Source organism: Mucilaginibacter calamicampi (assembly GCF_042676765.1).
Taxonomy (GTDB): Bacteria; Bacteroidota; Bacteroidia; order Sphingobacteriales; family Sphingobacteriaceae; genus Mucilaginibacter; species Mucilaginibacter calamicampi.
In genome coordinates, this window is the sequence record NZ_JBHTHU010000018.1 from 33535 (window position 1) to 51767 (window position 18233).

An 18233-nucleotide genomic window follows, 5' to 3' on the forward strand; every position below is an offset into this window, starting at 1 on the left:
TATTTCATTATTTTAAGCTGCTATAATTTGAAGTAAAATACAAATGATAAGGAGCCGGAGACTTTTACTTTTATTCTATCTACTGATCGCTTTTTCTGGTTGCAAGGATAAAAAGGCGGATGGTATTCCTGTGAGCGATTTTTTCACGTCGGCAGAGAAAACCAATTTCAAAATTTCTCCTAATGGCGAATATGTTGCTTACCTGAAACGCTATAACGACAAGCAAAATCTGTTTATAAAAAAACTGGAAGACGGAAGCGAAGAGCAAGCTACTTCGTACACCGATGGTAACGTACGCGGCGATTATCTTTGGACGTTTGATAACCAGATATTGTTTAGCATAGAAAATTTTAGCGCTAAAGGGCCGCACCAAATTTTTAAGCTTGATGTGCAGACCTTAAAAACAAGTGTGTTGTTTAAATCTGAACCGAAAGTTAGAACGTGGATATTAAATACCAATCGCCTTACGCCCGATGTATTGTCCATTACAATGAACAAGCGCACAATGAACACTGCGGACTCGGCGCAAAGCGACGTATATAACCTTAACTTAAAAACCGGCGAAGCAAAACTTTATTTAACCAACCCGGGTAATATAACAGAGTGGTTTGTTGAAGCTGATGGAAGCATACGTCTGGCTAAAGCTACCGAAGGTGCCGATGAAAGCATTTTTTACCGTTCCGGCGAGGGTGCCCCGTTTAAACTGATCATTAAAAACAATTTCCGCAATTCAGTGCGCCCTATAATATTTAGTGGCGTAAAAAATTATTTCTACGCCTCGTCAAACGTGGGCAGGGATAAAATGGCAATTGTTGAAATTAATGCCGAAGATGGCAAGGAACAGCGCGTTGTTTACGCCAGCGATAAGGCCGATATGCAACGTGTTGATTTTACAAGAAGCAAGCACCGTATTGAATCTGTTGCCTGGGAAGAAGATAAGCCAAAAAAGCATTTTTTTGATAAAGGTTTGGGAAAAGTGTACCAGGATGTAAGCGCGCAATTGGCTGGTAGCGAGATAAACCTGTCAAGCAGGGATACTGCCGAGCAGAAATTTATTGTGACAGCATCCAGGGACAGAAGCAGGGGAGCGGTTTATTTATATGAGCGCAAGCAAAATAAGCTAAGCAAGCTTAATGACAACCCAAAACCCAACCCTGAGGATATGTGCGCGATGGAACCAATAAGCTACCATGCTACAGATGGTTTGGTTATTAATGGTTATGTTACCTATCCGCAGGGCAATGATAGAACTAATTTACCTGTAATTGTGATGCCGCACGACGGGCCATTTGAGCAGCGAGATCAATGGGGATACAAGGCCGAAACGCAGTTTTTTGCCAGCAGGGGATATGCCGTACTACAGGTAAATTACCGGGGTTCATCGGGTTATGGCAAGGAGTTTAGTAACAGCGGCTTTAAAGAACAGGGCGGAAAAATTCAACAGGATATATTGGATGGTGTAAACTGGCTTATTCAGAATAAAATTGCCAACCCGGCCAAAGTAGCCATAGTAGGGCGCCGTTTTGGCGGCTTCTCGGCCTTGTATGGGGTGTCTTTTTTTCCGCATAAATATGCTTGCGCCGTAGCAATTGACGCGCCTATAAACGCTTTTACCTATGTAAAAGAGCTGCCATCGTTTTTAAAGCCTATTATGCAGCGGCGATATGAAATGTTTGGCGACCCGGAAAAAGATGCGGAGCGATTAAAGGCTATATCGCCGGTTTTTAATCATAGCAAGGTAAAGTCGCCTGTTATTATTTTTCAGGCAGGCATGGATCAAAGCTTAAATACCAGCGAAATGAGCCATTACATCAGCAATTTGCGTCGTCGTAATGTACCGGTTGAATATAACAGCAGTAACAAGGAAAGACGGTCCGGATCATCAGACAGCAGCAGAACGCAGATGTATCAGAAAATTGAAAAATTTCTGCATGATAATATGCTGGCTAAACCGTAAGCTTGTGTAATGCGGGCCCCCAACACCTCTTACCGGAAAAATTTCTCGCTGATAGTAGCTTTTTTAATACTGGTATCGGTAACGCTTTTTGTCGCGCTGTATGTGGCGTACCAGATAACGGCCCAAAACGTAGAGAACGATTTTGCATCCAAGAAAAACCGGGTTGCAGAAAGAACCTTTGTAAACCCGTATAACGATCTTTATAAAAACAGAATACCCATTATAACTTCTTACAGCGGCTCGCTTGATTCTGTCCTGGCATTGGAGTATGCCGATACAATTTTCAGTAATTTTTCCTTTGTCCGTAAAATAGTTTTCTTTCAAATTACGGTGGGCAATCCTCCCAGCTCAAAAAAAAAGGCGAACAACCTGGGTATGAGGTTTAACGCCATCCATCAATATTACCCGCCCGGCCAAAGGGTGCCGGCCGAAAAGAACGAGGCTACCATAAACGAGAACGATTTTAGGCAGATGGCCGACAGGCTGAGTGATTATATAGCCGCTTATGATACCTCGCGCGGTGCACGTAATGAAGATCAGGCTAAATTTTATTTAACCCGGCCCGGAAAGGTCAGCTTTTTAAATATACCCAATAACGAAGACCTTAAAGTTTATCATGATCTGCAAAGGAGCGGTTATTCGCCTGCTTATTACAAGCAGAACATGTTTACTTTTTACCTTGATCCGCAATACCTCAGGATAATAAATACCAACCCTGAGCTGTACGAGGATATTTCTATCAAGCAATTTGTTTATGATCCGCCGGATATTGACCGGACACAGGTATTAACAGATGAGGTTGCATTGTCTGGCGCAATGTCAGACTATAAACTCTATTTCAAAACCTCAAGAAGCCATTTACGGGCCGAAGCCAACCGCCGGTTTGCACCCGCTGGTGGCATAATTGTGCTGGTTTATTTCTTTTTTGTGCTGATAGGATGGCTCATCTATCGCAACCTTAACGTAAACCTAAAGCTGTTTAAGCTACAGTATGATTTTATAAACAACTTTACCCACGAGTTTAAAACACCGGTAAGCGTAATAAAAATTGCGGGCTCAAACCTGCGGGGCGATAACGAATTGACCGAGCGGCAACGAAAGCACTACGGCAAGATATTGGATGAAGAAGCAGATAAGCTGAACGAGTTGATGAATAAACTGCTATCGTTTACGCAACTGGAAAACAAATCAATAAAGATCAAAAAAGATAAGATAAACGTAACTGATTTTGTAAAAAGCTATATTGATACCTTTACCATTAAATACCCCGATTTTAAGCTGGATTATAAAATTAAGAACGCGCAATATTTTGAGACCGACGCGGTTTTATTGGGGAGTATTTTTCAGAACCTGATGGAGAACGCGTATAAATACTCGCACCCGCAACAAAAAACGCTTTTTATAAATGTAAGTGTAGAAAAGCGTAATATTATATTTTCGTTTATTGACAATGGTATTGGCATACCAAAAAGTGAATTAAACAATATCTTTAGGAAATTTTATAGATTAGAGAACCAATATAACAAAAACGGAAGCGTAGGCCTGGGTTTAGCTTTTTGCAAAGAACTGGTGAATTTTATGAACGGCACCATTATAGTTAAAAGCAAGGTTAACGAAGGATCGGAATTTACCATAACGCTGCCGTATGAAAATTAGATCATGAACAAAGAGATTAAAATAGCGCTGGTTGAAGACGATGAAAACCTGCGTTTTTTAGTGGCTGAGCGCCTGGAATCAGAAGGATATAAGGTTTTAGAAGCCAGCAATGGCGACGATGCCGAAGAAATAATTATTTCGCAACAGCCGGATATAGTTTTATTAGATTGGATGCTGCCGGGTAAACAGGGATCAGAAGTTTGCGCTAATGTGCGAGCCAAAGGCTTTGATAAGCTGATAATAATGACCACAGCCAAACAGCAGGATATTGACAAGATTGACGCTTACGGCTTTGGCGTGTCTGATTACATTACCAAACCATTTAATATGGATGTGCTGGTGGCGCTGATAGATAATAAGATCAAATTTCAGCTTAATAATGAAAAATCTGAAACCTACAGTTTCGCTAATATGGAGCACCACCCTAACACCCACCTGCTGGTGAAGGATGGCCGTAAAATAGAGCTGACCATATTAGAGAACCGTATATTACTTTACTTTTTAAAGAACAAAAACAAAGTAATAAACCGCGAAGAGCTGATGATGGAAGTTTGGGGCTACAATGCTGATGTAAACACCCGCACGCTGGATATGCACATTGTGCGCCTGCGTAAAAAAATAGAAACCAACCCTGATTATCCGCAGTATTTGCAAACAGTGCGGGGGATAGGGTATAAGTTTGCTTACCAGGCGTAACGCTTGTTTAACGATATAATTAAAGGCGCTTATGAAGCGCCTTTTTTGTTTTAAAACTCCGGCTGAAAGCTGAATTTTATCCCATACTCCCGTGCATTAGGGTGGTCCAGGTAATTAAAGCGCCTGATCAGGTCAACCCTGAAAAATTTAAAGATATTGGCTATGCCCACGCCCGCTTCAACATAAGGCGTATTGCCCAGGGCGTACACCGCAGCAGGAAAGCGGTACAGATCTTTGCTTTGCGCCGGGTCGTTCTCGGCACGCAGGCCGCCGTATAATATTTTGGCTGATACAAATTCACGCCATTTAAGGCGTTTTATCAGCGGAATCTTATTGAGGAAGAAACCATTGAAGGTGTGGGTAAAGTTAAGGCCGGCATAATGGTCGCTCACAAATTCAAGGTAATTCATGGCATTATAGGAATCCCTTTTATAAGCCAGCGATTGGTTAGCAGGGCTGATGTTAAGCAGCGGGAAAGGCACTTTACCCAACACATAACCGCCTAATAGCGTAACGTCTGCAAAACCCGCCTGCGAAAAATAAAACCTTTTATAAATATTAATGCCGAAATCGGTATAGCTGTAAGTACCACCAATGCTACGGTTAAATTGCAGATCATAAATAGGATAGGGGTTATGGATGCTGTGGCGGTTGCGGGCGCCCTGTATGATTTCCTCGTTTGGGGCATAGCGCAGATGTATGTTGACCTCGCTGGTGGTGAGGCTGGGAATGGTAGTACCATTATCAAGCTGAAAAACCAGGGCCTTTGCCGGGGATTGCTGCCAGTTTTTGTAACCTACCCGGTAAGAAAAATGGTTTTCAAAGTCTTTAACATATTCAAATTGAATTATCCTGCTATAGAGCCAGTAATCCGTTCTTCCAATTTGAAGCGATGACAAAGTGGTAGATCTGTTGGTCACCGAGAAAGTATGCCCCGGTACATCCACATCATACAAATAGCTCGCCTTAAAATAATCATTCGGGAAACGGTAAGGCGCTACCTTATTTAATGAGATATAGGTTGTCAAGTTGCGCTTTATCTGGTGGTCCTTAATGCCGTAGGATAAAAAACCCTCAAAATAAACGGTGCTGTCCAGCTTAGGTGTCGTCCTGAATCCAATTTCGGGCTTCAGTCCTTCCTGGGCATTGAATGACAGGGACTGGGCCAACGGTCCAATTTGTACCGGCCCTGTGTCGGCATAGCCGGATGTCAGGGTTGTTAGCCCCCACATCGTCCGTTTATACGATGGCATTTGTTCCAGCTTATACAGCTTGGCATAAACCTGTGCCGTTCCCTTGCTCAGCGTATCAAAGCCATTGGCGGGTCTGATTGTCCGTACCGGATCATTACGGTAATTGCGGTACACTACGGTGCGGTCGCCAAATATGCCCCAGCCTTTTTTGGTCAATCCAAAATCTGCCTTTACGCTGCTCTGCGTTAGCAGGTAACGCCCATCGCCTTGCGGCGCAAAATTCAATAACACATCAAAGCTCCGCACAAAATTCGCGTTGATCTGCCGGTTCAGCCGCAGTTCGCAAGCCGTTACAGCGTAATGCCCATCCAGGCTGACGCTCAGTTTGCCCTCAAATAATAGGTCGCCTTTGTACCGCGGTGTAAAACTGAGTTGTACCTGGTTATCAATGGTGTCGGTAATAAAAAACTTATAATAATTTGGCGAATGATCTGCTATCGGACTTAAAAACTGGTTGGCCAGGATAAATACATTGTTCTCATAAATATCTATCTGGTGCCCGTATAACTGGTTAACATAGAGTTTAACCCCAGCGGTATCAATAAACTGTAAAATATTAACCCCTTTGTAAGCCTTCTGTACGGCTTGTTTGCGGTATACGTCAGACAACTTCTCTTCCAGCAACACCGGCAAAAAGGTTTGCCCCTGCACGGTATCCAGCATAAACCGGTATTGACTAAAAAACTTACTTTCTACTAAACTTGGCGGCAAATTAAACAGAGACAGCCCCATGCGTTCGTACTGCTCATATTGCAGGTACTCTCCCGAACGATTTTCTTTTTTATGATCGATAACTTTCTGTATCAATTCAACCGCGGGGTTGCCTTTGTTTCTGTAGCGCCCACCCTTGCCCGAACTAATTGTTACTCCTTCTAACTCGGCCACATCCCGCTCCAACAGTACCTGCAGCCGGTTTGCCTGCCCCGGCACTATTGTTTTAACGGCAGGTAAATATCCCACATGCGAAAAAGCTACCTGCGTAAAACTTCCGTTAGCGGATAACCTAAACCGCCCTACCGAATCAGCACGTGTTCCTGAACCGTTTGTCCCAAAACTAACAGATACTGCAGACAGTGGTTGCCCGCTAGCCGCATCCACAACCTGCCCGGTTACCACCGTTTGCGCCGCGGCCCTTAAACACATCAATAAAAAACCAATAAAAAACCAAATACGCCAACGCATTTGTAGTTAACCTATGTATTGCGTATATGTTTTTAAATGGCCCCTACAATATTATCCGGCCTTAAATTACCATTGAAAAAATACCGTAAATTTGGATAGAGGGACATAAATTATAACCGGAAAAAAAATTAGTATCATGGCAAAAAACAAACTACTGCGGATGGACAATATGGGTATTGTTGTAGAATCTCTTGATAACGCTATTGCCTTTTTTACCGAGATAGGGCTTGAATTGCAGTGGCGGGGTAATATAGAAGGGGAGTGGGCCGGTAAAGTTACCGGACTTGGCAATCAGAACGTTGAGGTGGCCATGATGGTTACCCCCGATGGCCATAGCAAGCTCGAAATTTCCCGCTTTATTGCTCCTGCTGTTATAGAAGATCACCGGGCGGCACCGGTTAACGCGCTTGGTTACCTGCGCGCCATGTTTACCGTTGAGGACATTGATGAATTGGTAGCAAGATTGATCAGCAAGGGCGCTAATTTGGTTGGTGAAATTGTTAACTATGAAAACGTATACAAGCTTTGCTACCTGCGCAGTGCAGACGGGCTTTTGGTTGGTTTGGCGGAGGAGTTGGGAAAGAAATAATGGCAAACCCTCAATTTAATTTGAACGGCCGCATATGGCTGGAGGTGAACGGCGAAAAGGTGCTTGGCCACGGCCGCGTTGAGCTGCTGGAGCGTATACATGCTTCCGGCTCCATCAGGCAGGCCGCGCTGCAAATGAAAATGTCATACAAGCAAGCCTGGGATCTTATTCATCATATCAATTCGCATTTCGAAGAGCCAATAGTGATCTCGCAGCGCGGCGGCAAGGGTGGGGGTAAGGCAACTGTTACAGATGAAGGGCTTAAACTCATCCAGGAATTTCATAAGATGCAAGGCCGCCTTGCTGAATTTTTAAAGCAAAACAGCGGAATTATCGATTTTCATTAATCGTTTAGCACTAATTTTAAAATGATTGACACAGGGTTTTCACCCGGATAAATTTTGCCTATCTTGGCGTTATGTTTTTAAAAATATAACGATGAAAAAACTGTTATTGACTCTTTTTATTCTGGTAGGCACTTTAGCAAGCGCGCAATCTGTTAAGGTGACCGGAGAAGTGGCTACGCCTTTCACGCTAGACAAAGCCGAATTCCAAAAATTCAAGCTGGTTTCAGTAGTTTATAAAGATAAAAGCGGTAAACAACATACTTACTCGGGCGTCGCGTTGACAGATATTTTAAAAAAAGCGGGTGTAACATTAGGAGCAGCCCTAAGAGGGGAAAACCTTACCAAATATGTTATGGCTGAGGCGGCAGACGGTTACAAAGTTGTCTTCGCGTTGGTTGAACTGGACCAGGAATTTACTGACAAGCAGATAATTCTGGCTGATAGCGTGGATGGAAACGCCTTGCCCGCAACCGAAGGCCATTTCAGAATTATTGTGCCAGACGAGAAAAAAGCAGCCAGAAGTATAAGACAGGTTACCGCGTTAAAGGTTGCTTTCGCTAAATAATTGGTCGTGGGTACTACAAGTTTCCGTTCGTTTTTATTTCCACAAGGTTAACAAGCGTGGCAGCGGTTGCAGCTTTGTCCCAAGTAAGATTAATGGTTTTGTCATGGGGTTTTACCTTGATTATATTTTCGTCGTCTTTAACCCTAACTCTTACGTAAGCAACCCTATCAGTAGGTAGGGTAAGCGTAAAGGCACCACTGCCATCGCTCAAAATAGCATCGTAACTGCCATATACCATAATTACTGCTCCACCTACAGGTTGTTGGTGTCCGTTAACAATTTTTCCTTCTATTTTTCGGGATTTTTGCTGCGCGTGGGCGGCGGGTGCAACCAGCAAAATAAATGCTGCGCTTAATAATAGTATAAAATGTTTCATTGAGAAAAGATTAGGGGGTCTATAAGTGGTTAACTTGCTTAAAGATAATACAATAAGATATAAAACGTAAAAATATTTTGAATTTTTTATGATCCTCCTCCGTCGCCCTTAATAAACCGCTATTTCAAATCAGGCACGTTTTGTTCGGGATTAGAAAAAACCGGCGGTGCATTAAAGGGTAACAGCTCAAATGCTTTTGCCGGATAGAGATGGCGTTAGCGTGTAAAAAAATATTTGACCCTTGTTTGGTTACGAAGTTTTCGTAGATTGGTGCCGGTCAAACCAATTACCAATCAGATTAAAGAATGTTTTGGTGTTAAATAAATGAAGAAGCAATTATTGATAGGGTGTTTTTTTACCGCGTTTTTATTGATATCACCTGTTGTTAACGCGCAGTCAGTTAAGGGTAAGGTGGTTGATGCTATAACCGGCAGCCCTATTTCAAATGCCAGCGTTTATTTAAAGGGCTTGTCTAAAGGCACAATCTCAAATGCACAGGGCGAGTTTACATTAAACACTGGCGAAAGCACAATACCATTGATAATAAGTTACGTTGGTTATCAATCAGATACAATAAATAATTACAACGGTAAAACCCTGGCTGTAAAATTAAGCCCACGTAACCAGGTTCTACGCGAGGTGGTTATTGGCGACAAGAGCCGGGCAAAGTATATGAAAATATTTATAACCCAATTTATCGGTTCGCGCGATGAAGATTGTACAATAGTCAACCCGGAAGTTATCAAATTTACTTATAACAGAAAAACAAGAACTTTAGCTGCTAACGCAAGCCAGCCCTTGATCATTCACAATAAAAAACTGGGCTACAACATCACCTGTTTTCTGTCAGCTTTTTCATATTTGCGAAGTTCAACTCCTAAGAAAACATCATATAAAGGGGATTATTTTTTTGCGGAGGACACGCTGGCCCTACCACCCGACGAGATAAAAACAATCCTCAAGGCCCGCGATAAGGCCTATTATGGATCAAGGATGCATTTTTTACGTTCGGTATGGGCTAACGATCTGAAAGGAAACAATTTTTTTTACGGCTACGCGAACACAAATTTTGCCTTTAATAATATAAGAGCGAATAGAGAACAATTATTAAGCGACACATCCACTATCAACCTTGTGAAAGGCATAAATCACTTTTTGGAATTTCCTTGTATGATTATTAAGTACAACGGCGGTAATGAGTCTCACCTAAGTTTTGAAAACGGGACTAAAGATTTGCGGCTAACTCCAGGTAGTTATAACAATAGTCAACTTATATGGAGTGGTAGAATGGGCGGGCAACGGGTAAGTGAGCTGTTACCTGTTGATTTTGAGCCTTCAGAGCAGCTGTCAAACACAAGTAAGTAAAATCATTTATTTTTACTGATTTATGCATTGCGCAACATGGATAGATTTAATATTTATTGACAACTTGATAATACATTGAGTTTAATTTAACTAAATGTTATCCTATGCTTTGCTTTTTGTTAACCAAAAGTAAACGCATCCAATAAATCACTTTTTTATTTAACACACTTTTAATGCAATACACAGCCCGGCTTAATGTGCCGTAGTGATATTTGTAAGCGTGATTAGGGTACGAACATATACAACGGTACATTTAAAATGAAACAGATGTACCAATGCAGACAAGCCTTTCTAATACTGTGCTGCATGGTCGTCTTCACTCCTGTCCGCGCCTTTTCTATCCTGGCGCACGAAGCCATAATAGATGCCGCCTGGGCGGGCCAGATAAAGCCCCTGCTACTAAAAAAATATCCTTCAACAGCCGACGTAGAACTAAAGCAGGCCTATGCCTACTGTTACGGCGGCAGCCTGGTTGCCGACATGGGCTATATGCCTTTCGGTAGTCCTTATTTTACCAACTTGCTGCATTATGTGCGCAGCGGCGATTTTGTTACCACAATGCTTGCCGAAGCGGAAAATGTTAATGAATATGCCTTTGCCCTGGGTGCGCTATCGCATTATATGGCCGATAAGTACGGTCATTCGCTGGCTACCAATCTGTCTGTAGCCATTGATTATCCCGAACTGCAAAAGAAATTTGGCGATGTGGTTACCTACGATGATGATCATTCATCACACAGCAGGATGGAGTTTGCTTTTGATGTGATCCAAACCGTTAAGGGTAACTATGCAAGCGTTGCTTACCACAACTTTATTGGTTTTGAAATAGCGACACCTGTTTTGCAGCGGGCCTTCCTGAAAACCTACGGACAGGACCTAAGCATAGTTTTCCCTAATTTTCAATCATCTATCGCTCATTTCCGGTGGGGTGTGCGCGATCTTTTTCCGGAACTGGCCCGTGTAGCCTGGCAATCTGATAAAAAAGGCATAGCAATATCGCGCCGGGGTGTTACGCGCCAAAACTTTAGCAGCCGCATGGAGCCCGGCGCTTTCAGTAAGCAATACGGCAAAGCATACGCCCATACCGGTGTTGTTGCACGGGGCCTGGCCCGTTTGGTACAACGACTGCCAAAAATTGGTCCGCTAAAAAATATGGGCTTTAAATACCCCGGCGTAACCTGCGAGGAGCTGTTTTTACAAAGCATGGATAGTATTATGGTTAACTATGATGCGGCATTGGCTGCAGCAGGAAACAGCAGGCTTATGCTGGTTAATATTGACTATGATACCGGCAAGCCAACTATACTGAACGAGTATGCACTTGCTGATTCAACTTATAAGGAGTGGGTAGCTAAACTGCAAAGCGATAAGCAGGCTATAATTACGCCCACGCTATTGCAAAATATACTGGCCTTTTATAATAAGGCGGAGATACAGCATTTGGCCGTAAACCATAGCGACGAAAAAAGGGTTACCGCGCCCGCTGTTGTTTTAAGCGTTTTAAATAATACAGATGCAGCGATAAGCGAATAGTGAGATCTATCGGCATTACCTAAAGCTTACTTGCCTAAAACAAACGCTATACCGTCCTCAAAAGAAGGAATTGCAGTTCCCATGTGTGCCAAACCATTGTATAATTGAGGCTTTATTTTCAGAGTTCTACTTTTTAATAACCCGGATAAGTTGGTAAAGCTATTGTCCTTATCCTCTTTGATCTCCAGCTCTCCCATCGTCAAATACAGGCTTTTGCCGGTCAAATCAGTATTTCGCGCTTCAAACTGTTTAAAAAGATACCCATCATGATAGGATAATGATGGACTTGCAGCTATATAATTGTTAAATACCGCTGTATCTGCAGAACCATGTAGCAAACTAAAGAGAACGAAATAGCCTCCAAGCGAATGTCCCATTATGGTACGGTTAGCTTTATCAGTTCTGTATCTGGTGTCTATTTCCGTTATAAGCTTTAACTTTATAAAATTGTAGAAATTAGCTCCCTGGCCGCTTATCCCGAAATTATCAGGCGGGGGCGAAGTTGGAAACGTGTAATCCCTTGCTCTCAGCGAATCCATAACGTAAGCATTCTCGTAGCCAATACCTACCAGTATAGCATCACTTCTTAATTTCTTCTTTTTAAAAAGCTGGTCTATTGAAACGGCCATCTGATCAAAATAGGCATTGCCATCTAAAAGGTAAATTACAGGGTAAGCGGCTTTCGTTTCTTTTGCATATCCTTTAGGTAATTTTACATAGATGTTGAATTTTTCTGCAGAAAAATCTGACTGTAATACTATTGTTGGAGCAGTCTCACTAACTTCATATTCATCGGTTACATTCTTGTCTGTTAAAGCCGTAACATAGATGCAATAATGATGAGGTGGTCTGGTCCATTGCCCAAGACTGCTTTTCCGGAAGAAACTTTTAGATGCACCTCCAAGTTTAACTTCGTATATTATCCTGTTAACATCTTTGTTTTCAGGAATAAACTCTATTGATGCAAATACCTTCCCCTTCAAACGGATGTTATATTCTGAGACATCAAACTTCAGCCAACCCTCTTTTATTGGGTGTCTTTGCACAATGCTTTTATTAAATATGCGAGGCCCCGGTGTGTTATGATCCTCATCAAATTGGTAGAAATTTATCCTGAAAGTGGCACTATCCGGCCTGGATGAATTGATATGAATATTCAGAGAGGTGATTTTGCCGGGCCTGGCACCCAAATCAATTACCTGCCCAATTTCAAAGCTATCATCTTTCTTGAAGATGCCATCTGTAAAATGGAGAAGTGCTCCGGTATTCCTTATGCCAAACTTCCTTTCTACCAATTTATCACTCCTGATCAATGCCTCTTTCAGCATGGTGGTGTTCTCAACTAACTGAATCTTTATTTTTTCGTTAGAAGTTAACTGCTGCAAGGGAATTGAAAGTTCACCATAGCCGATAAGCGAAAATGTTAACGTATCTGTTATATTTTCGGGAGGTATGTTAATAGCGAAGAACCCATTTTCCTTAGAGATGGTGCCGATATTCCTGCCTTTAATGCCAATATTAACATACCGCAGGCCACTTTTACTTGCTGAATTGACTATTTGCCCTTCAAGTTTAGTCTGGCAAAATGCAGAAAGGGTGTATCCAAAAATGAAAAGAAGAAGAGTTATGGCTTTTGCTTGCATAACTAAAAGTAGAGCAACTGTTAGAACATAGCATAAACTTTAACATGCTTTAACATTTAGTGTAACAATGATTTGTCCTGAAATAGATATACAAAGCGAGACAAAAAATAGCTAATTTGCAATTAATTGATTATGAGTTATTTAATTGCATTTTACAGCTAATTTTCCTGACTTATAAGTTGTCTCACTTTGTCCCACCGCAAAACTGCAAACTGCTTACTGCCAACCAATTAATAAAAAATTTGTCCCAACCTGTCCCACTTTGTCTCACACCCACGCGGGACAAACATGCTAAAAGTGATACCGTTTAAACGCCTCCATTGCCGCGTATTCAGCAAAGCCTAAACCGTCGTAGCGCTCAGCAGTTTCGCGGTTGCGGTCCTCGGCGCGTACCCAAAACTCGCGCCGGTCCTCCCCCGGAAAAACCGCCGGGTCCTTCTGCGATTGGTGCTTAAATATGGCATAACGCTTCCGCAAAACCTCATCAGGCGATATGGGAACGGCCATCTCAATCTCGTGGATATCAAACTCGAACCAGGCACCGCGGTACATCCACAGCCAGCAGTCGGCCACCCAGGCTTCGGTTTTAGCCAGGCGTCGCAACGCCTCAACAACAATATTAAAGCAGACAATGTGGGTGCCGTGCGGGTCGGCAAAGTCGCCGGCTGCAAATACCTGGTGCGGCTTTATCTCCTGCAACAGTTCCATGGTAAGGCGGATATCCTCATCGCTTACAGGGTTCTTTTTCACCTTGCCCGTCTCGTAAAACGGCAGCGCCATAAAATGGATATGATCGTCATTTAAGCCCGCGTACCTGGCACCTGCTATCGCTTCTGTTTTGCGTATAAAGCCCTTCACATCACGTATTTCAGGGGTGTCAGGCTGGTTAGGTTGTTTCTGAGCGATGAAGGTGCGCATATCATCATAAGTAGCGTGCAGCTTAGCCGCATTGGTTCCCATCCGCTCATCAAAGTCAATGGCAAACTCAACGTAGCGTAGTACATCATCATCCCAAACCGCCGTATTGCCTGATGTTTGGTAAGCCACATGCACATCATTCCCCTGATCAACCAAACGCATAAAAGTACCGCCCATGGATATCACATCATCATCAGGGTGCGGAGAGAAGATCACCGTGCGTTTTTTAGCCGGCTCAGCCCGCTCCGGCCGCTGACTGTCGTCTGCACCCGGTTTGCCGCCCGGCCAACCGGTAATGGTATGTTGTATCTGGTTAAAAACAGCAATGTTAATATCGTAAACAGGGCCATGGGCCACGGCTAATTGGGCCATACCGTTGTTATTATAATCATCGGCAACCAGTTTTAAAATGGGCTTGCTTGCGTGTTCGGCCAGCCATATCACGGCTTTTTTCTTTAGTTCATCATCCCACACGCAATCCTTTACCAGCCATGGCGTTTTAAAGCGGGTAAGTTCAGAAGCGGCCGGTTCATCTAAAATAAACTCCACATTATCAGAAAGCTGCAGGTAGGTGGCCGGCACTTCTGATGAGATATCGCCCTCTACCGCCTTTTTTACAATTGGCGCTTTCTTGCTGTTCCAAGCCATTAATATTATCTCCCGCGCCTTAAATATGGTGCCTATGCCCATAGTAATAGCCTTGGCGGGCACGTTCTGCTTGCCACCAAAGTCGCGGGCGGCATCGGCGCGGGTCATATCATCCAGCGTTACCAGGCGTGTGCCTGAGTTGGGTGCCGAGCCGGGTTCGTTGAAGCCGATATGGCCTGTACGGCCTATGCCTAATATCTGCAGGTCCAGGCCGCCCAGTTCTTCTATCTGCCTTTCATAATTAAGGCAAAAGTCTATTATCTCACCCTCAGCAAGCGTTCCATCGGGTATATGAATATTGGCGCGATCGATATCTATATGATCAAACAACTGCTCATTCATAAAGCGCACATAACTTTGCGCTGCTCCCGGCTGCATTGGGTAATACTCATCCAGATTAAAGGTGATGACATTTTTAAAACTCAGGTCTTCCTCTTTATGCAGGCGCACCAGCTCAGCATAAACTCGTACTGGTGTTACCCCGGTTGCCAGGCCAAGCACCGCGGTTTCGCCTTTTGCTTGCTTATCGCGTATCAGATGGGCAATTCGGGCAGCTACAGCAACAGACGCTTCGGCAGGTGTGGTATAAACAGTAACAGGCAGCTTTTCGTAACGGGTTTCTTCTAATAAATTCAATCGGGCCATGGTGCAGCAGGTTATATTGGTAGCTATGTGCTCCAACAAATATCAACATTTATTGATTTAACTTTTGTTGTTGCAAGGGCAAATAGCTAATTTTAAAGCAACAGCTTTTCTTTAGAATCAAGAGTTAAGAAACAAGAATCAAGATCTCTTTTACGCTAAGTCTTGGTTCTTGACTCTTGCATCCTGACTCTTAATTCTTGCATCTTCACTATAACTACGCTATATGCAGCTACTGAACAAAAACTTGCAACAACTGGTGGATATCGCTCAAAAGCCATCGCGGCTGGGCATAGGTTTAATGTCGGGCACCTCGCTTGATGGTTTAGACATAGCCCTGTGTAAATTTACCGGCAACGGTCTGGAAACTCAGTTTGAACTGCTCAACTTCACTACTGTGCCTTACGGCGATAAATTTAAAGATGAAGTGCGCACCGTTTTCTCTAAAAAGCAGGTTGAATTAGAGAAGGTGTGCTTACTAAATGCTTACATAGGCAGCTATCACGCCGGTTTAGTTTTAGAAGCTTTAGGAAATTGGAAGGTGGCAGCAACCGATGTAGATTTTATAGCCAGTCATGGCCAAACTATTTACCATGCGCCGCAACGGCTGCACAAACAGGATGGCTACCCCAATGCTACCCTGCAAATAGGGGATGGGGATCATCTGGCGATAAAAACGGGTATATTGACCATATCAGATTTCAGGCAAAAACATGTTGCGGCTGGTGGAGAAGGTGCTCCTTTAGCTTTGTATGGTGATGTGATATTAGGTAGTAAACCGGGCGAGGATAGGATACTTGTTAATATTGGCGGAATATCCAATCTGACTTACCTGCCTGCAGATGGCGATAGCGACAGGATACTTTGCTCAGACATTGGACCGGGTAATACGTTGATAGATACCTTTAGTCGTAAGTTTTTTAATAAGGCTTTTGATGAGGATTCGGCCATTGCTAATTCGGGTACGGTAAATGAGGCCTTGCTAAATTCTTTGCTTAAGCATCCCTTCTTTCAGGAAACGCCACCTAAAACCACCGGACCTGAATTGTTTAATGAAGAATATGTACGCGCTGCTCAGGAACGTTCTGGCACCAGCCATATAGCGCACGAAGATGTGATAAGCACCCTAAGCGCCTTTACCGCCAAAGCTATTGCCGATTTTACACGGGCTTACATGCCCAAAGGAGCAAAAATGTTTGTGAGTGGCGGCGGGGCAAAAAACCCGTTTGTAGTAGATTATTTGAAAAAGCGTTTGTATCGCACAGAAATTAATGATACCGAAAGCCTGGGAATCAATCCTGACGCTAAAGAGGCTATATTATTCGCCTTGTTAGGAAACGAAGCGCTTGCGGGTGAGCCTTTATCGGTGGGTAATAATTTGTCGGTGCTTTTGGGAAAGTTTAGTTTTGCGTCCTAGGTTTTATCTATTGCACAATACCCGAGACATCTAACTTGCGACCCATCCAAGTTCCGTTTTTTGATAAAGTCCAAATCTTCCAGTGATTATTAGAGAGTTTGACTGGTAATTTGGCTTTCAATAAATCAATGTAACTGGCAGTTTTTTCGTCAAGGTGACCAAATGGTAGCGTAAGCCATAAAGAAATCGAGGCGTTTTTGGCCAATCTTACATATATCTCAGAATTATATTTCCTTTCATCAATTACAGGAATCTCATTTTGGCCGTTAAGAATTTCTTTAGTATCGATATCAACAAATTGAAAACGCCATACAAGGCGTAATGCTACATTCCCAAATTTTTTGGTTAATTCAATAGCTTTAAGCATTTGCTTTTCATCAACATTAAAGGTCCAAATGAATCCACCCCTACTGCTGCCAAAAAATGACCAGTTAGGCAAACCGAATGTTCTAACCATGTACCAAAATTTGGCTTTTGACTCTTCTTCTCTGCTGAAGATATCAAGTTCGATAGTATTAACACAAGATGGATTGGTTGTCATGGATTCAAAAAAAGCAGATAGTGTGTTGTAAGTTTGCAGCCTATCTGCATTATTTATCATATGCGCACCTCCTGATTTTAAAGGCAATCCATCGTAAGAAATAAAACTTGAGAGCATTGTTTATTTAAGTTGGTATAAAACTAAAAATTAAGCACCACTTTAAGTAGGTCCTTAAACTTTGATATATAATCGACAAAAGAAAACCCACAACTTACAACATACAACCAAATTCCCTTTCTCGTATATTGCAAAAAATTTAAATCATGTACAATTTCCTTTTACATCTGCACTCCGGGTTCAGGTATTTAGTAATGCTGCTGGTGGTAGTAGCTATATTGGTAGCTTTTGTTGGCTGGTTTGGTAAAAAATCATATATCGATGGCAACCGTAAGTTAAATTTGTTTGCTATGATATCTGTGCACACGCAGTTTTTAATCGGGTTGATATTATATTTTGTTAGTCCGTTTGTACAATTTACAAGCAATACCATGAAAGATGCTACCGCCCGGTACTGGACAATGGAACATGCCGTTATGATGCTCTTTGCCATTATATTAATAACAGTTGGCCACTCCCGGTCAAAAAAGGCGGTATTGCACGAAGCAAAATTCCGCGCTATAGCTATTTCGTATTCGCTGGCCTTATTGGTTATTGTGGTGGCAATACTTCAAAGTGGCCGTGGATTATTTGGCACCAGTTAAAAAAAGCGCATAAAAATTTTGCTAATTCAATTTTCTTTATAAATTTGTGACCACAATGATCAAAAACAACAATAGAAACTACTGGTGGCACCCATTAAATTGGGCAGCCGGAGTTAGTTGTGATCAGCAAGACTAATCAATTGTAAACCTATTACAAAAACCCGGCGAGCCCCAATCTGCCGGGTTTTTTGTTTTATGTCATAT

At 42.7% G+C, this 18233-nt stretch carries 15 protein-coding genes; 10 read left to right on the forward strand and 5 right to left on the reverse strand.

Translation table 11 applies throughout. From position 1 onward, the window contains the following. Nucleotides 1–43: 43 nt before the first annotated feature. The 3 genes from ACFQZS_RS13510 to ACFQZS_RS13520 are packed head-to-tail and all read left to right on the forward strand — an operon-like array spanning nt 44 to nt 4309. Nucleotides 44–1957, forward strand: coding sequence for an alpha/beta hydrolase family protein (locus tag ACFQZS_RS13510; protein ID WP_377101079.1), 1914 nt, complete (start codon nt 44–46; stop codon nt 1955–1957). Nucleotides 1958–1966: 9 nt separating this feature from the next. Beyond that, entirely contained in the window at nt 1967–3613 is a 1647-nt protein-coding gene (locus tag ACFQZS_RS13515; protein WP_377101081.1) for a sensor histidine kinase, read from the forward strand. Between the two features lie 3 nt (nt 3614–3616). Beyond that, entirely contained in the window at nt 3617–4309 is a 693-nt protein-coding gene (locus tag ACFQZS_RS13520; protein WP_377101083.1) for a response regulator transcription factor, read from the forward strand. A 50-nt stretch (nt 4310–4359) separates the two neighbouring features. On the opposite strand, the gene ACFQZS_RS13525 is transcribed toward ACFQZS_RS13520, so the two are convergent. Then, a complete protein-coding gene (locus ACFQZS_RS13525; RefSeq protein WP_377101085.1) occupies nt 4360–6744 on the reverse strand; it encodes a DUF5686 family protein in 2385 nt (794 codons plus the stop codon). 136 nt (nt 6745–6880) lie between these two features. Here ACFQZS_RS13525 and ACFQZS_RS13530 point away from each other — a divergent pair, with 136 nt between their 5' ends. The 3 genes from ACFQZS_RS13530 to ACFQZS_RS13540 all read left to right on the forward strand — a co-directional run bounded on the left by ACFQZS_RS13530 (nt 6881) and on the right by ACFQZS_RS13540 (nt 8245). Then, nucleotides 6881–7333: a VOC family protein gene (locus ACFQZS_RS13530; RefSeq protein WP_377101087.1), complete on the forward strand. Its 453-nt coding sequence runs from the start codon at nt 6881–6883 to the stop codon at nt 7331–7333. Continuing rightward, nucleotides 7333–7680: a winged helix-turn-helix domain-containing protein gene (locus ACFQZS_RS13535; protein ID WP_377101089.1), complete on the forward strand. Its 348-nt coding sequence runs from the start codon at nt 7333–7335 to the stop codon at nt 7678–7680. Before ACFQZS_RS13530 ends, ACFQZS_RS13535 begins: the two co-directional genes overlap by 1 nt. Before the next feature lie 91 nt (nt 7681–7771). After that, complete coding sequence (locus ACFQZS_RS13540) at nt 7772–8245, forward strand: molybdopterin-dependent oxidoreductase (protein WP_377101091.1); 474 nt, start codon at nt 7772–7774, stop codon at nt 8243–8245. 13 nt (nt 8246–8258) lie between these two features. On the opposite strand, the gene ACFQZS_RS13545 is transcribed toward ACFQZS_RS13540, so the two are convergent. After that, nucleotides 8259–8621 (reverse strand): hypothetical protein, encoded by a 363-nt coding sequence (locus tag ACFQZS_RS13545; protein ID WP_377101093.1) that lies wholly within the window; start codon nt 8619–8621, stop codon nt 8259–8261. Between the two features lie 324 nt (nt 8622–8945). Here ACFQZS_RS13545 and ACFQZS_RS13550 point away from each other — a divergent pair, with 324 nt between their 5' ends. Next, a complete protein-coding gene (locus ACFQZS_RS13550; protein WP_377101095.1) occupies nt 8946–9986 on the forward strand; it encodes a carboxypeptidase-like regulatory domain-containing protein in 1041 nt (346 codons plus the stop codon). Nucleotides 9987–10292: 306 nt separating this feature from the next. Further along, on the forward strand, nt 10293–11519 hold the full coding sequence (locus ACFQZS_RS13555; protein WP_377101097.1) for a zinc dependent phospholipase C family protein: 1227 nt from the start codon (nt 10293–10295) through the stop codon (nt 11517–11519). A 26-nt stretch (nt 11520–11545) separates the two neighbouring features. Here ACFQZS_RS13555 and ACFQZS_RS13560 read toward each other — a convergent pair whose 3' ends face one another. Further along, a complete protein-coding gene (locus tag ACFQZS_RS13560) occupies nt 11546–13162 on the reverse strand; it encodes an alpha/beta hydrolase-fold protein (protein WP_377101099.1) in 1617 nt (538 codons plus the stop codon). Nucleotides 13163–13453: 291 nt separating this feature from the next. Next, complete coding sequence (gene nagB, locus ACFQZS_RS13565) at nt 13454–15373, reverse strand: glucosamine-6-phosphate deaminase (RefSeq protein WP_377101101.1); 1920 nt, start codon at nt 15371–15373, stop codon at nt 13454–13456. Nucleotides 15374–15596: 223 nt separating this feature from the next. Here nagB and ACFQZS_RS13570 point away from each other — a divergent pair, with 223 nt between their 5' ends. Next, on the forward strand, nt 15597–16787 hold the full coding sequence (locus ACFQZS_RS13570; protein ID WP_377101103.1) for an anhydro-N-acetylmuramic acid kinase: 1191 nt from the start codon (nt 15597–15599) through the stop codon (nt 16785–16787). Between the two features lie 7 nt (nt 16788–16794). Here ACFQZS_RS13570 and ACFQZS_RS13575 read toward each other — a convergent pair whose 3' ends face one another. Then, nucleotides 16795–17445 (reverse strand): hypothetical protein, encoded by a 651-nt coding sequence (locus ACFQZS_RS13575; protein ID WP_377101105.1) that lies wholly within the window; start codon nt 17443–17445, stop codon nt 16795–16797. A gap of 146 nt (nt 17446–17591) precedes the next feature. Between ACFQZS_RS13575 and ACFQZS_RS13580 the strand changes: the two genes are divergently transcribed. After that, nucleotides 17592–18029, forward strand: a complete 438-nt coding sequence (locus ACFQZS_RS13580) for a cytochrome B (RefSeq protein ID WP_377101107.1) — start codon at nt 17592–17594, stop codon at nt 18027–18029. The last annotated feature ends 204 nt before the right edge of the window (nt 18030–18233 follow it).

Coding starts and splice junctions, on each gene's coding strand:
- ACFQZS_RS13510 (WP_377101079.1), top strand. CDS start 44: ATGATAAGGAGCCGGAGACTTTTACTTTTATTCTATCTACTGATCGCT.
- ACFQZS_RS13575 (WP_377101105.1), bottom strand. CDS start 17,445: ATGCTCTCAAGTTTTATTTCTTACGATGGATTGCCTTTAAAATCAGGA.
- ACFQZS_RS13535 (WP_377101089.1), top strand. CDS start 7,333: ATGGCAAACCCTCAATTTAATTTGAACGGCCGCATATGGCTGGAGGTG.
- ACFQZS_RS13520 (WP_377101083.1), top strand. CDS start 3,617: ATGAACAAAGAGATTAAAATAGCGCTGGTTGAAGACGATGAAAACCTG.
- ACFQZS_RS13540 (WP_377101091.1), top strand. CDS start 7,772: ATGAAAAAACTGTTATTGACTCTTTTTATTCTGGTAGGCACTTTAGCA.
- ACFQZS_RS13555 (WP_377101097.1), top strand. CDS start 10,293: ATGGTCGTCTTCACTCCTGTCCGCGCCTTTTCTATCCTGGCGCACGAA.
- ACFQZS_RS13530 (WP_377101087.1), top strand. CDS start 6,881: ATGGCAAAAAACAAACTACTGCGGATGGACAATATGGGTATTGTTGTA.
- ACFQZS_RS13570 (WP_377101103.1), top strand. CDS start 15,597: ATGCAGCTACTGAACAAAAACTTGCAACAACTGGTGGATATCGCTCAA.
- ACFQZS_RS13515 (WP_377101081.1), top strand. CDS start 1,967: ATGCGGGCCCCCAACACCTCTTACCGGAAAAATTTCTCGCTGATAGTA.
- ACFQZS_RS13525 (WP_377101085.1), bottom strand. CDS start 6,744: ATGCGTTGGCGTATTTGGTTTTTTATTGGTTTTTTATTGATGTGTTTA.
- ACFQZS_RS13545 (WP_377101093.1), bottom strand. CDS start 8,621: ATGAAACATTTTATACTATTATTAAGCGCAGCATTTATTTTGCTGGTT.
- ACFQZS_RS13560 (WP_377101099.1), bottom strand. CDS start 13,162: ATGCAAGCAAAAGCCATAACTCTTCTTCTTTTCATTTTTGGATACACC.
- ACFQZS_RS13550 (WP_377101095.1), top strand. CDS start 8,946: ATGAAGAAGCAATTATTGATAGGGTGTTTTTTTACCGCGTTTTTATTG.
- nagB (WP_377101101.1), bottom strand. CDS start 15,373: ATGGCCCGATTGAATTTATTAGAAGAAACCCGTTACGAAAAGCTGCCT.
- ACFQZS_RS13580 (WP_377101107.1), top strand. CDS start 17,592: ATGTACAATTTCCTTTTACATCTGCACTCCGGGTTCAGGTATTTAGTA.